This is a genomic window from Aminobacter sp. MDW-2 (genome assembly GCF_014250155.1).
GTDB lineage: Bacteria > Pseudomonadota > Alphaproteobacteria > Rhizobiales > Rhizobiaceae > Aminobacter > Aminobacter ciceronei.
In genome coordinates, this window is sequence record NZ_CP060197.1 from 1,896,061 (window position 1) to 1,908,454 (window position 12,394).

General features: G+C 64.4%; 15 protein-coding genes. 6 read left to right on the forward strand and 9 right to left on the reverse strand.

Annotation, left to right across the window (positions count from 1 at the left end; translation table 11 throughout):
- Positions 1-26 precede the first annotated feature (26 nt).
- The 5 genes from H5P29_RS09285 to H5P29_RS09305 form a co-directional block, all read right to left on the reverse strand.
- The gene (locus tag H5P29_RS09285) at positions 27-260 is read right to left on the reverse strand and encodes a sulfurtransferase TusA family protein (RefSeq protein ID WP_067957542.1); all 234 of its coding nucleotides are present in this window, start codon (positions 258-260) and stop codon (positions 27-29) included.
- 5 nt (positions 261-265) lie between these two features.
- Complete coding sequence (locus H5P29_RS09290) at positions 266-1,537, reverse strand: murein L,D-transpeptidase family protein (RefSeq protein ID WP_154386097.1); 1,272 nt, start codon at positions 1,535-1,537, stop codon at positions 266-268.
- Between the two features lie 277 nt (positions 1,538-1,814).
- On the reverse strand, positions 1,815-2,765 hold the full coding sequence (locus tag H5P29_RS09295) for an acetyl-CoA carboxylase carboxyltransferase subunit alpha (RefSeq protein WP_067957550.1): 951 nt from the start codon (positions 2,763-2,765) through the stop codon (positions 1,815-1,817).
- 98 nt (positions 2,766-2,863) lie between these two features.
- Positions 2,864-3,775: a site-specific tyrosine recombinase XerD gene (locus H5P29_RS09300; RefSeq protein WP_154386098.1), complete on the reverse strand. Its 912-nt coding sequence runs from the start codon at positions 3,773-3,775 to the stop codon at positions 2,864-2,866.
- Entirely contained in the window at positions 3,772-3,921 is a 150-nt protein-coding gene (locus H5P29_RS09305; RefSeq protein ID WP_067957555.1) for a histidine kinase, read from the reverse strand. The genes H5P29_RS09300 and H5P29_RS09305 overlap by 4 nt, the downstream gene beginning before the upstream one ends.
- 132 nt (positions 3,922-4,053) lie before the next feature.
- Here H5P29_RS09305 and H5P29_RS09310 point away from each other — a divergent pair, with 132 nt between their 5' ends.
- From H5P29_RS09310 to H5P29_RS09320, 3 genes are read left to right on the forward strand one after another with little or no spacing between them, the layout of a single operon-like run.
- Positions 4,054-4,677, forward strand: a complete 624-nt coding sequence (locus tag H5P29_RS09310) for a shikimate kinase (RefSeq protein ID WP_067957558.1) — start codon at positions 4,054-4,056, stop codon at positions 4,675-4,677.
- Positions 4,674-5,786: a 3-dehydroquinate synthase gene (aroB, locus tag H5P29_RS09315; RefSeq protein WP_154386099.1), complete on the forward strand. Its 1,113-nt coding sequence runs from the start codon at positions 4,674-4,676 to the stop codon at positions 5,784-5,786. Before H5P29_RS09310 ends, aroB begins: the two co-directional genes overlap by 4 nt.
- Complete coding sequence (locus H5P29_RS09320; protein WP_154386100.1) at positions 5,783-6,706, forward strand: HlyC/CorC family transporter; 924 nt, start codon at positions 5,783-5,785, stop codon at positions 6,704-6,706. The genes aroB and H5P29_RS09320 overlap by 4 nt, the downstream gene beginning before the upstream one ends.
- On the opposite strand, the gene H5P29_RS09325 is transcribed toward H5P29_RS09320, so the two are convergent.
- The 4 genes from H5P29_RS09325 to H5P29_RS09340 form a co-directional block, all read right to left on the reverse strand.
- Entirely contained in the window at positions 6,654-7,364 is a 711-nt protein-coding gene (locus tag H5P29_RS09325; RefSeq protein ID WP_154386101.1) for an MIP/aquaporin family protein, read from the reverse strand. The genes H5P29_RS09320 and H5P29_RS09325 overlap by 53 nt on opposite strands.
- Complete coding sequence (locus H5P29_RS09330) at positions 7,361-7,891, reverse strand: arsenate reductase ArsC (protein WP_154386102.1); 531 nt, start codon at positions 7,889-7,891, stop codon at positions 7,361-7,363. The genes H5P29_RS09325 and H5P29_RS09330 overlap by 4 nt, the downstream gene beginning before the upstream one ends.
- Before the next feature lie 4 nt (positions 7,892-7,895).
- On the reverse strand, positions 7,896-8,240 hold the full coding sequence (locus H5P29_RS09335) for a helix-turn-helix transcriptional regulator (protein ID WP_154386103.1): 345 nt from the start codon (positions 8,238-8,240) through the stop codon (positions 7,896-7,898).
- Positions 8,241-8,321: 81 nt separating this feature from the next.
- Positions 8,322-8,624 (reverse strand): BolA family transcriptional regulator, encoded by a 303-nt coding sequence (locus H5P29_RS09340; RefSeq protein WP_154386104.1) that lies wholly within the window; start codon positions 8,622-8,624, stop codon positions 8,322-8,324.
- A gap of 141 nt (positions 8,625-8,765) precedes the next feature.
- Here H5P29_RS09340 and H5P29_RS09345 point away from each other — a divergent pair, with 141 nt between their 5' ends.
- The 3 genes from H5P29_RS09345 to cobT all read left to right on the forward strand — a co-directional run bounded on the left by H5P29_RS09345 (position 8,766) and on the right by cobT (position 12,388).
- Positions 8,766-9,374 carry a J domain-containing protein gene (locus H5P29_RS09345; RefSeq protein ID WP_154386105.1) on the forward strand — a complete coding sequence of 203 codons (609 nt, stop codon included), beginning with the start codon at positions 8,766-8,768 and terminating at the stop codon, positions 9,372-9,374.
- Between the two features lie 116 nt (positions 9,375-9,490).
- Complete coding sequence (gene cobS / locus H5P29_RS09350; RefSeq protein ID WP_067957584.1) at positions 9,491-10,477, forward strand: cobaltochelatase subunit CobS; 987 nt, start codon at positions 9,491-9,493, stop codon at positions 10,475-10,477.
- Positions 10,478-10,489: 12 nt separating this feature from the next.
- Complete coding sequence (gene cobT / locus H5P29_RS09355; RefSeq protein ID WP_154386106.1) at positions 10,490-12,388, forward strand: cobaltochelatase subunit CobT; 1,899 nt, start codon at positions 10,490-10,492, stop codon at positions 12,386-12,388.
- Positions 12,389-12,394: the final 6 nt, after the last annotated feature.

Sequence of the window (12,394 nt, forward strand, 5' to 3'; positions counted from 1 at the left end):
CCTCCAAGGACGCACCGACTCCGAACTCAGCTTCCGCGTTCGACCAGAAAACGGTGGCCGCCTGAAACGGCCGTGGTCTCGATCAGGCGGTGGCCAGCCTCCTGGCAGAAGGCCGGGATGTCGATGACAGCCAGCGGGTCGGTGGTTTCGAGCCACAACAGCTCGCCTGATGACATGTCGGCGAGCCGGCGCTTGGCCTTGAGCACGGGCAGGGGGCAATTGAGCCCCCTGAGATCGTAGATTTCGGTGGTTTCGCCCACGCCGATCAGCTGCCGAACAGGTTGAGCAGCTTCTTCTTGAGCTTGCTGGCAGCGCCTGCCTCTTCGGCGGGGGCCGCCTGGGCGGCCTGCGTCGGCGCTTCGGTCACTGCGGGCTGTGGCTGCGGCACGGCGGCGATCTCGACCTGCTGCTGGGCGGCAAGCTTGGCAGCCTTGGCGGCAGCGATGGCTTGCGCCTTTTCCTCGGCAGCCTTCTTCTTGGCTTCCGCTGCCGCATCGAGCGCTGCCATGCGGCGGCCTTCGGCCGAATCGATACGGCCCATGCGGGCGGTGGTCTGGACGATGCTGCCGTCCTGGGCCATCGCCGGCGGCTCCAGGGTCACGCGCTCGCCGCGGGCACGGCGCTTGGTCCAGTCCGAAACGATTGCCGCTTCCTTGATGCCGGCAATCGTCGGCTTGGGCGCGGGAATGTCGCCACCGGTGGCGCTGGCGAAAGCAGCGTCATACTTGCTCTTGTAGGCCTGATAGGCGGTCTGCAGCGCCTGCGGCTGGGTCACTGCAGGGCAGGCGCCCGTCGGGTTGAACGTGCCACCTGCTTCCGGGACCTGATTGAAGACGTAGCGCTTTTCGCAGACGTCGACTTTCGGCGGCACCTTGGTGATCTCGAAGTGGTCGTAGCCTTCCTTCAGCATCGCCCAGAACTGGTAGTTCGGGTCGTTGCGGTAGCGGGCCATGTTGGCCGCGGTCATGCGGAACGGATAGGACTGGACCTGGAATTCGGTCTGGCCGCCCTTGAAGGCATCGCGCGCGAAGGCGTAGATTTCCTCGATCTGAGCATCGGTCATCGAGAAGCAGCCTGACGACGAGCAGGCGCCGTGAACCATCAGGTTCGAGCCGGTGCGGCCGTTGGCGCGGTCGAAGGCGTTGGGATAGCCGATATTGAAGGCGAGGTGATAGCTGGAGTTCGGGTTCATCTGTCCCGGACGCACGGTGTAGAACCCCTCCGGCGACTGGCGGTCGCCCTCGGTGAACTTGGGGCCGAGCTTGCCCGACATCTTGCAGATGTCGTAGCTGGCAACGATGTCGTAGCGGCCGTTGGTCTTCTGTTTCCAGACTTCCAGCTTGCCTTCTTCCTTGAACACGCGCGCCAGCACGGGCGAGCTCTTGTTCATGCCCTTGGCCTTCATCTCGGCCATGATCTTGGCCGGCAGCTGGCGGTTGGCGTGCTGCGGCACGAAGTCGGTCACGGAGGATTCCGAACAGCCTGCCACCGCAAGGGCAGCGAGAAGCAATCCGGCGCGTGCGATATTGGCGATCATCGGTCTAAATGTCGTTTCTACATTGCAGTCATGGCGCATGCGCCAACAACCGGCCCGTCCTGGTACTGCCTCGACCTTAGGGTCGTTAACCTTGAAAAATCCTTACCGCAAGTTCTTGGCCCGTCCCACGCGCGAAAAATCACGGCAAGTTCATTGAGCCGGGCGAGGCGGCATTTTTGTGGCGAAAACGTGCCGTGGCCCATGGGGCCCACAGTTTGTGCAATCACAGGCTGCGCATTGCGCCTTGCGAAAATCGATTCCGATCTTCGGGCGGATGCTAGAGGCTGCGGCCGATGGAGAGGTACTTCTCGCGGCGCTGCTCGCGGAAATCGATGTTCGAGCCGTTGAATTCGGCGAAAGTCTTGGCGATCAGGTCGCCGGTGGCCGAAATGACCGCCTCGGCGTTGCGGTGAGCGCCGCCCAGCGGCTCGTCGATGATCTTGTCGATGATCTTGAGCGAGAGCAGGTCCTGCGCAGTGATCTTCATGTTGGTCGCCGCGTCCTTGGAACGCGTCGTGTCACGCCACAGGATGGAGGCGGCACCTTCCGGTGAGATCACCGAATAGATCGCATGCTCGAGCATGAACACGCGATTGGCGGTGGCAATGGCGATCGCGCCGCCCGAGCCGCCTTCGCCGATCACAACCGCGATCGACGGCACCTTGAGGCCGAGGCAGGCTGAGGTCGAGCGCGCGATGGCTTCGGCCTGGCCGCGCTCTTCGGCGCCGACGCCCGGATAGGCGCCTGCGGTGTCGACGAGCATGACGACGGGGATGTTGAAGCGGTCGGCCATTTCCATCAGGCGCACGGCCTTGCGGTAGCCCTCGGGGCGGACCGAGCCGAAATTGTGCTTGAGGCGGCTCTTGGTGTCGTTGCCCTTTTCCTGGCCGAGCACAAGCACCGGCTCGCCACGGAAGCGGGCGAAGCCGCCGACCATGGCATTGTCTTCGCCGAAATTGCGGTCGCCGGCCAGAAGCGCGAAATCGGTGAACAGGCCGTTGATGTAGTCGAGGCAGTGCGGGCGGTCGGGGTGGCGCGCCACCTGGACCTTCTGCCAGGGCGTCAGCGCCTTATAGGCGTCACGCAGAGCATCACGCGAGCGCTTCTCCAGCCGCTTGATCTCGTCGCCGACATCGACGGCCTCGCCATTTTCGGCAAGCTTCTTGAGCTCGAGGATCTTGCCTTCGAGATCTTGGACCGGTTTTTCGAAATCGAGGTAATTGTACATTGGCGAGCGGACTACCACGCTGAAAATTTGAGGCACCGGGGGCCGGGGACTGTGGCACCGCGCCAGTGGAACGTGGCACTCACATAGCGATATGGGCCCTAATCGGCAAGCGGATGATGCTCGTTGACCAGTTTCAACAGCCTTTCTTCCAGCACATGGGTGTAGATTTGCGTGGTCGAAATGTCGGAATGGCCAAGCAATTGCTGCACCGCGCGCAAGTCGGCGCCATTCTGCAGCAGGTGGCTGGCAAAGGCATGGCGCAGCACGTGTGGCGAGATTTTCGCCGAAGCGATGCCAGCGCGGGCGGCCAGACCCTTGAGTTCTCGGGCGAAGACCTGGCGCGGCATGTGCCCGCTTTCCGACGAAGCCGGGAACAGGAACGGACTTTCGACCAGCCGTGGGTTGGCATTGCGGTCACCCAGCCAGCGCCGCATCGCCTCGCGCGCCTTGGCTGACAGCGGCACCATACGGTCCTTCTCGCCCTTTCCGCGCACGACGAAGAAGCGCTCGTCGCGCAGCGCCACCGTCAGCGGCAGGCTGACCAGCTCCGAAACGCGCAAGCCGGTGGCATAGAGCACCTCGACAAGCGCGTGCAGCCGGGTCGCCGCCAGGCTGTCGCCCTCGGCGGATTCGCTCGCTTCCATCGCCGCGCGGTCAAGCAGCCGGCCTGTTTCGGCCTCGCTCATCGTCTTGGGCAGCGGCCGATCCTTCTTCGGGCTGTCGAGGACGCCGGTGGGGTCGTCGGTTCGCAGGCCTTCGGCATAAAGGAAGCGGAAGAACTGCCGGAGCGCCGACAGCTTGCGTGCCTGTGAGGTCGCTGCGAAGCCGCGGCCGGCAATGTCGTCGAGATAGCCGCGGATGGCTGGGGCGTCGGCGTCGGCGAGGCGGCCGCCGAGAAATTCCGAGGCGTCTTCGAGGTCGCGGCGATAGCTGGCCAGCGTGTTGTCGGCAGCGCCACGCTCGGCGCTCATCATTTCGAGGAAGGCCTCGATGCGCGCGCCGCTCTTCATTTTTTGGGCGCGAGCTTTTCCGGTGGAATGCGGATGGTTATCTCAGCCTTCTTCGGCTCGACGAACATCACCAGCGCAAACATGGCGCCGTATGCGATGCCCGCCAGAACAGCGAGCGTGACAAGGAACCGGAAAAGTGTCGGCATCGATGTGTTTGCCCGTCTGTCCTATCCTGTGCCCTTATGGGACGCCGTCACAGGCAATTCAAGGGCGCGTTTGCGGTCATGCGCTTGACGCAACGGGGCTTTTCATGTCGATACGCCGGCGAAAGGGACGCCATGACACCCGACGCGCAGACTCCATTTCCCGAAGGCTCCGTAGCCGCCCTGCTAGAACGGCTCGGCACCCGTTCGATCGTTTTCGTCGGCCTCATGGGCGCCGGCAAGACCGCCATCGGCCGCAAGGTCGCGCAGTCGCTCGGCCTCGGCTTCATCGACAGTGACCACGAGATCGAAAGCGTGTCGCGGATGACAATTCCCGAGCTCTTCGAACGCTATGGCGAGGTCGAGTTCCGCGCGCTTGAACAGCGCGTCATAGGCCGCCTCCTGGAAGGTGGCCCGCAGGTTCTGTCGACCGGCGGCGGCGCCTTCATGAATGCACAGACCCGCGCGGCAATCGCAGGCCACGGCGTTTCGGTCTGGCTCAAGGCCGAGCTCGACCTTCTGATGGAACGCGTTTCCAAGAAGCAGAACCGGCCGCTGTTGCAGAATGCCGATCCGCGTGCCGTGCTGGCCAAGCTGATGGACGAACGCTACCCGGTCTATGGGCTTGCCGACCTCACCGTTGCGACACGCGACGACCGCAAGGAGGCGATCGCCAGCGAGGTCATCGAGGCGCTGTGCAGCCATCTCGGCGTGCCCGGCAGAATTCACGTTTCGGAAGGTTCGGAGGATCACGAATGAGCGTCGTCACCGTCGAAGTCGGACTTGGCGACCGCGCCTATGAGATCCTGATCGGCCCGGGCCTGATCGCGCGCGGCGGCGAGCTGATCCAGCAGCGGCTGCCCAAGGCGCGTTGTGCCATCGTCACCGACGAGAATGTCGCTGCTGCCCATCTCGAACCGCTGGTCGAAAGTCTCACGGCTGTCGGCAATGCGCCTGCTGTCATCACACTGCCAGCCGGTGAAAAGACCAAGAGCTTTTCCTCGCTGGAAACCGTTGTCGACCAGATCATTGCCGCCCGGCTCGAGCGCGGTGATGCGGTGATCGCGCTTGGCGGCGGCGTCATCGGCGATCTCACCGGTTTTGCCGCCGGCATCGTGCGGCGCGGCATGAATTTCGTGCAGATGCCGACCTCGCTGCTGGCGCAGGTTGATTCGTCTGTCGGCGGCAAGACCGGCATCAACAGCCCGCGCGGCAAGAACCTCATCGGCGTCTTCCATCAGCCGAAGCTGGTGCTGGCCGATACCGCGGCCCTCGACACGCTGCCGCTGCGCGAATTCCGCGCCGGTTATGCCGAGGTCGCAAAATACGGCCTGATCGACCGCCCGGATTTCTTCGCCTGGCTGGAGCAGAACTGGCAGGAGGTCTTTTCGGGCGGTGCGGCTCGCATCGAGGCTATTGCGCAGTCCTGCCGCGCCAAGGCCGACGTGGTTGCCCGCGACGAGTTCGAAACCGGCGACCGGGCGCTTCTCAATCTCGGCCATACGTTCGGTCACGCGCTTGAAGCTGCCACTGCCTATGACGGTGCACGGCTGGTGCATGGCGAGGGTGTTGCAATCGGCATGGCGCTGGCGCACCGCTTCTCGGCCAGGCTCAATCTGGCAAGCCCCGACGATGCGGCACGCGTCGAGGCGCATCTGCGCGCCGTCGGCCTGCCGTGGCGCATGTCCGACATCGCTGGGGACCTGCCGGACGCCGAGGCGCTGTTCAACTACATTACCCAGGACAAGAAGGTGTCGCGCGGCGCACTGACCTTCATCCTGACGCGCGGCCTCGGCCAGTCCTTCATCGCCAAGGACGTGCCGGCCTCCGAAGTGATTTCCTTCCTCAAGGAGCAGCGTCAGGGATGATCGAGGCCGGCTGGATCGCTGCGGGCGCGCTGTCAGGGCTGGTCCTTGCCGGGCTGGCCTTCCGCGAGCGGTTGCTTGCCTCGCTCGGCTACGAATTGATTGCGCTGACGCCGCAGCGTTCCGGCCACGCCGAACTGCGCGGCGCGGTCGATGAACTCCATCGCGACGGCCAGGTGGTCAAGCAGGACCGCGACCAGGTCGGCGGCCTGCTCGACCTGCATGAGCTCGAGGTGTCGGACGTGATGGTCCACCGAACCAACATCCGCTCGATCAATGCCGACATGGCGCCCGAGACACTGGTGCGCGAGATCCTGCAGAGCCCCTACACCCGCATGCCGTTGTGGCGCGGCTCGCTCGACAACATCGTCGGCGTCGTCCACGCCAAGGACCTGCTCCGCGCGCTCAACGACGTCGAAGGCGACTATTCACGCGTCGACGTGCCGAAGGTCGCCTCCAAACCCTGGTTCGTGCCCGACACGACCTCGCTTCAGGAACAGCTCAACGCCTTTTTGCGGCGCAAGGCGCATTTCGCCATCGTCGTCGATGAATATGGCGAGGTCGAAGGGCTGGTGACGCTGGAAGACATCATCGAGGAGATCGTCGGCGAGATCGCCGACGAGCACGACATCGATATTCAGGGCGTCAAGCAGGAGGCCGACGGCTCCGTGGTCGTCGATGGCACCGTGCCGATCCGCGACCTCAACCGCGCGCTCGACTGGCACCTGCCGGACGACGAGGCGACGACGATCGCCGGTCTCGTCATCCACGAGACCCAGTCGATCCCCGAGGAAAAGCAGGCCTTCACCTTCCACGGCAAGCGCTTCATCGTCATGAAACGCGACAAGAACCGCCTCGCGCGGATCAGGATCAGGCCCGCGGTGGTCGAGCCTCAACCGGCCGCAGCGCGTCCGCCGAAGTAACACCCGGCCACAAGACCCGACCTGCCGCCAGGCCAAGCACCGCGCCCGCCAGTTGGGCCGCGATGAATGCCGGCGTGTCGGCGGGCGCGATGCCTGCGAATGTATCGGTCAGCGCCCGCGCGATGGTCACAGCTGGATTGGCGAAGGACGTCGACGAGATGAACCAGTAGGCCGCAAAGATGTAGAGACCGACGGCGGCGGGCGTCGTTTTGGGTGCCTGGGCAATGCAGCCGAAGATGGTCAACACCAGTCCAAAGGTTGCGACTGCCTCGCCGAGCCATTGGCCCGGGCCGGTTCGGACCGTGGTCGAGACCTGCAGCAGCGGCAGGTCGAACATCGCGTGCGCCAGCAATACGCCCAGTATCGCGCCGCTCGCTTGTGCTGCGACATAGGGCGCGACCAGCGACCATGCCAGGCGCCGGTCGAGCGCCGTCACGAGGCTGACTGCTGGGTTGAAATGCGCGCCGGAGATTGGCGCGAGAATGGTGATGAGCACCACTAGCATGGCCCCGGTGGCCAGGGCATTGCAGAGCAGTGCCAGCGCTACGTTACCCTGCGCAAGCTGCGCCGCCATGATGCCGGAGCCGACCACGGTTGCGAGAAGGAAGGCACTTCCCAGGCATTCGGCAAGCAATCGCCGCGCGAGCAAAGCGCTCATGTGCTTGAATCGCCTGCTTTCGTGCTGGCACCTTCCATCTTGCCGATATCATGCAGATGTGCGGTCAGCGCCATGCGGTCGAGGCTGGTGATGGGCAGCGCGGTGAATGCCCTGATGCGGTTGCGCATGTATTTGAAGGCGGTGACGAAAGCTGCTTCCTTTTCGAGGTCGGTGCCTTCGACGTGGCTCGGATCCTCGATGCCCCAATGCGCGTTGGCCGGATGGCCGAGCCAGACCGGGCAGGCTTCGCCGGCAGCGTCGTCGCAGACGGTGAAGATGAAATCCATCTCCGGGGCGCCGGCCGCGGCGAACTCATCCCAGGTCTTCGAGCGGAAGCCGTCGGCCGGATAGCCATAGCTTTCAAGCACCTTGAGCGCGAAGGGATTGACGCTGCCCCTGGGCTGGCTGCCGGCGGAAAAGGCGTTGAAATGCGGTGCCCCATCCTTGCGCAGGATGCCCTCGGCGAGGATCGAGCGGGCGCTGTTGCCGGTACAGAGGAAAAGCACGTTGAAAGGCCGATGGGTCATGGCATCACTCCGATGGCGTGCAGCAGGGAGACAATTCGGCGAGCAGCGGCGCGCAGATCTCCGGCTTGCCGTCGCAGCAATCCTGCAGCAGGAACAACAGCACATTGCGCAGGGCAGGGAGGTTGGCGCGGTAGATGATCGAGCGCCCCTGGCGGTCGCCGGTGGCGAGGCCGGCGCGGGTCAGCACGGCCAGATGCGCGGACATGGTGTTTTGCGGCACGTCGAGTCGGCGTGCCAGGTCGCCGGCGGCAATGCCGTCCGGCTCGGCGGCGGCCATCTGGCGAAAGGCCTCCAGCCGTGTCGGTTGGGCCAGCGCGGCGAGAGCGTCGATCGTGTCGTTTGCATCCATATATCCAGACTAATGGATGTATGTGACAGGCAAATGACGAGGCAGCGTGGGGCTGCGCTCAACAATCGTGCAGAAAGAAAATTACCAGCGTGTCGCTTCGCCGGGGGCTGCCGGCTCGATCGCCAGTGCGTGCAGGCCGGCCTTGAGTTCGGCTGCCAGCGCGTCGTTGACGGCGCGATGGCGGTCGATGCGACTCATGCCGGCAAAGGCGGGGGCGACGATGCGGATGCGGAAATGTGTCTCGCCTGACCCGTCGAAGGTGGCGTGATCGCCGCCGTCGACATGGTGGTGGCCGGCATGCAGGTGGCTTTCATTGAGCACGACGAGCCGCTCCGGCGAAAATACCTCGTTCAGCTTCGTTTCGATAGTCGCCTGTATGGACATCGGTCTCGCCTTTCACCACATGTGTCGCCGCGACCAATCATGCCCTCGGGCAAAATTGGGCCGCAAATCAGGCGTTAGGGCCAACATCCTCGAAATGTCAATTCTTGTTTCGCCGCGCCAAGAGGCGGTAAATACGATCAGATGAAGCCGTACCCAAAATATTTCGACAAGATCCGCGTCCGGCCCGATCCGGAAGCGGAGGTGAAGTCGCATGCCCCGCTCTGCCAGTGGGACGGCTGCAAGCAGCCGGGAACGCACAAGGCGCCGGTCGGCCGCATGAGGGAAGGCGAGTACTTCCGCTTCTGCTTCGATCACGTGCGCGAGTACAACAAGGGCTTCAACTACTTCTCCGGCCTCGCCGACGGCGATATCGCGCGTTTCCAGAAGGAAGCGCTGACCGGCCACAGGCCGACCTGGACCATGGGATCCAACGGCTCGGCGCGTTCGGCGCCTGACTTTGCCCAGCAGCGCTCGGGCCGCGCCGGCTACTACAGCCGCATGCGCGATCCGCATAACCCCTTCGGTGCCCAGGGCGCGCCGCGCCAGCGCAAGGCGAAGCCCTTGGAGGCCAAGGCACTGGAGACGCTGGGACTCGATTCGCGCGCCACCGGCTCCGATATCAAGGCGCGCTACAAGGAACTGGTCAAACGCCACCACCCCGACGCCAATGGCGGCGACCGAGGTTCTGAAGACCGCTTCAGGGATGTGCTCCAGGCATATCGCGTGCTCAAGCAAGCGGGATTGTGTTGAGCCAGCCGCGGTCGCGGCCTTTTTCCAACTTTCATCTGGTCGGAAAAGGCTTTATGACCGCCCCCGAAGAAAATTCGATTGCCGGCGTGGCCTGAAGCCTCGCGCGTGGAGACGCTATGAACAAGGTCGATCGCGACATCACCAACCTGCCTGATACCACGGTGTCGGTGAAAGACACCTTCGGCTTCGATTCGAAGATGGTCGTGCCGGCCTATTCGGCCTCGTCGGAGCATGTGCCCGACATCGATCCGGACTATCTGTTCGACAAGGCAACGACCATGGCGATCCTCGCCGGCTTCGCCTACAACCGCCGCGTCATGGTGTCGGGTTACCACGGCACCGGCAAGTCGACCCACATCGAACAGGTCGCCGCCCGTCTCAACTGGCCGATGGTCCGCGTCAACCTCGACAGCCATGTCAGCCGTATCGATCTGGTCGGCAAGGACGCGATCGTCGTCAAGGAAGGCATGCAGGTCACCGAGTTCAAGGACGGCATCCTGCCCTGGGCCTACCAGCACAATGTCGCGCTCTGCTTCGACGAGTATGACGCCGGCCGCCCCGACGTGATGTTCGTCATCCAGCGCGTGCTCGAATCGTCGGGCCGCCTGACCCTGCTCGACCAGAGCCGCGTTATCCGCCCGCACCCGGCCTTCCGTCTGTTTGCCACCGCCAACACCGTCGGCCTCGGCGACACGACCGGCCTTTATCACGGCACCCAGCAGATCAACCAGGCGCAGATGGACCGCTGGTCGATCGTGACCACGCTGAACTACCTGCCGCACGACAACGAAGTGAACATCGTCATTGCCAAGGCCAAGCACTACCGCGACGCCAAAGGCAAGGAGATCGTCAACAAGATGGTCCGCGTCGCCGACATGACGCGCTCGGCCTTCATCAATGGCGACCTGTCGACGGTCATGAGCCCGCGTACCGTCATCACCTGGGCTGAAAACGCCGAGATTTTCGGCGATGTCGGCATGGCCTTCAGGCTCACCTTCCTGAACAAGTGCGACGAACTCGAACGCTCAGTCGTTGCCGAATTCTACCAGCGCGCCTTCGGTGAGGACCTGCCGGAATCCGCTGCCAACGTCGTGCTTGGATAAGAACAGGCTCAAATGGCAGGGCCGGGCGACAACACACGCAACAAGTCGAAGACGGGCTCTGAAGCCGACAGCTTCAAGCGCGCGATGACCGTCTGCATGCGTGCCATTTCGGGCGACAACGGCCTCGAAGTGGCCTTCGCCAAGGAGCGGCCGGCGCTTGCCGGCAATCGCGCCCGCCTGCCCGAGCTGCCCAAGAAGGCCTCGCCCAGTGACATCGCCGTCACCCGGGGCCTCGGCGATTCCATGGCGCTGAAGCGTGCCTGCCACGACGGCCGCATCCATGCCCGCCTGGCGCCCGAGGGCAAGCAAGCCCGTGCCGTGTTCGACGCGGTCGAGCAGGCGCGTGTCGAGGCCATCGGTAGCCGCGCCATGACAGGCGTTGCCCAGAACATCACCTCGATGCTCGAGGACAAATACGCCAAGGCCAATCTCGCCGACGTCACCGAACAGTCGGAAGCGCCGCTCGAGGAAGCGCTGGCGCTGATGGTGCGCGAGAAGCTGACCGGCCAGCCCGTCCCCAAGAGCGGCGAGCGCATGGTCGCGCTCTGGCGCGACTGGGTCGACCAGAAGGCCGGTGGCGATCTCGACGGCCTGCTCGGCAGCCTCGAGGACCAACAGGCTTTCGCCCGTGTCGTCCGTCATATGCTGGCCTCGCTCGAGATGGCCGAGGAATATGGCGACGACCAGGAGACCGAGGACAACGAGGACCAGGACGACGACCAGCCGCAAGGCGAGGAGCAGAGCGAGGAGGGCGGCGAGGACGATTCCGGCTCCGAGCAGGCACAGTCCGAAGATGCCGAATCCTCCGCCGACGAAGAGCAGTCCGGCGAGATGGAGGCGTCCGATGCCACGTCCGACGAGATGTCCGACGACGATGACGTCGATTCCGAGACGCCGGGCGAGGCGCGCCGCCAGGACAATCCCTTCGCCAACCTGCCGCGCGAAATCGACTACAAGGTCTTCACCACCGCTTTCGACGAGACAGTGGGCGCCGAGGAGCTGTGTGACGAGGACGAACTCGACCGTCTCCGCGCCTTCCTCGACAAGCAGCTCGCCAATCTGTCTGGTGTCGTCGGCCGTCTCGCCAACCGCCTGCAGCGCCGCCTGATGGCGCAGCAGAACCGTTCCTGGGACTTCGACCTGGAAGAGGGCTATCTCGACCCCGCACGCCTCGTGCGCGTCGTCATCGACCCGATGCAGCCGCTGTCGTTCAAGCAGGAGCGCGACACCAAGTTCCGCGACACCGTCGTCACGCTGGTGCTCGACAATTCCGGCTCGATGCGTGGCCGTCCGATCACCGTTGCCGCAACCTGCGCCGACATATTGGCGCGCACGCTGGAGCGCTGCGGCGTCTCTGTCGAGATCCTCGGCTTCACGACGCGCGCCTGGAAAGGCGGACAAGCACGCGAGAAGTGGTTGAAGGACGGCAAGCCGCCGAACCCCGGCCGCCTCAACGACCTCCGCCACATCATCTACAAGTCAGCCGACGCGCCGTGGCGCCGCGCCCGCCGCAATCTCGGCCTGATGATGCGCGAAGGCCTGCTTAAGGAAAACATCGACGGCGAAGCGTTGCTCTGGGCGCACCAGCGCCTGATCGCACGGCCCGAGCAGCGCAAGATCCTGATGATGATCTCGGACGGCGCGCCGGTGGACGATTCGACGCTGTCGGTGAATCCGGGCAACTATCTGGAGCGCCATCTGCGCGCCGTCATCGACCTGATCGAGACGCGCTCGCCGGTCGAGCTTCTGGCGATCGGCATCGGCCACGACGTCACGCGCTACTATCGCCGTGCCGTCACCATCGTCGACGCCGAGGAACTGGCAGGTGCGATGACCGAGCAGCTCGCCTCGCTGTTCGGCGAAGAGAGTGCGCGCGAGACCCGCCGCGGCGGCTTCCGGCGCGCCGGGTGAGCTTGT

Coding starts and splice junctions, on each gene's coding strand:
- H5P29_RS09300 (WP_154386098.1), bottom strand. CDS start 3,775: ATGAAGAGCGGCGCGCGCATCGAGGCCTTCCTCGAAATGATGAGCGCC.
- cobS (WP_067957584.1), top strand. CDS start 9,491: ATGAACAAGGTCGATCGCGACATCACCAACCTGCCTGATACCACGGTG.
- H5P29_RS09345 (WP_154386105.1), top strand. CDS start 8,766: ATGAAGCCGTACCCAAAATATTTCGACAAGATCCGCGTCCGGCCCGAT.
- H5P29_RS09335 (WP_154386103.1), bottom strand. CDS start 8,240: ATGGATGCAAACGACACGATCGACGCTCTCGCCGCGCTGGCCCAACCG.
- H5P29_RS09295 (WP_067957550.1), bottom strand. CDS start 2,765: ATGTACAATTACCTCGATTTCGAAAAACCGGTCCAAGATCTCGAAGGC.
- H5P29_RS09305 (WP_067957555.1), bottom strand. CDS start 3,921: ATGCCGACACTTTTCCGGTTCCTTGTCACGCTCGCTGTTCTGGCGGGC.
- aroB (WP_154386099.1), top strand. CDS start 4,674: ATGAGCGTCGTCACCGTCGAAGTCGGACTTGGCGACCGCGCCTATGAG.
- H5P29_RS09310 (WP_067957558.1), top strand. CDS start 4,054: ATGACACCCGACGCGCAGACTCCATTTCCCGAAGGCTCCGTAGCCGCC.
- H5P29_RS09320 (WP_154386100.1), top strand. CDS start 5,783: ATGATCGAGGCCGGCTGGATCGCTGCGGGCGCGCTGTCAGGGCTGGTC.
- H5P29_RS09290 (WP_154386097.1), bottom strand. CDS start 1,537: ATGATCGCCAATATCGCACGCGCCGGATTGCTTCTCGCTGCCCTTGCG.
- cobT (WP_154386106.1), top strand. CDS start 10,490: ATGGCAGGGCCGGGCGACAACACACGCAACAAGTCGAAGACGGGCTCT.
- H5P29_RS09325 (WP_154386101.1), bottom strand. CDS start 7,364: ATGAGCGCTTTGCTCGCGCGGCGATTGCTTGCCGAATGCCTGGGAAGT.
- H5P29_RS09330 (WP_154386102.1), bottom strand. CDS start 7,891: ATGACCCATCGGCCTTTCAACGTGCTTTTCCTCTGTACCGGCAACAGC.
- H5P29_RS09340 (WP_154386104.1), bottom strand. CDS start 8,624: ATGTCCATACAGGCGACTATCGAAACGAAGCTGAACGAGGTATTTTCG.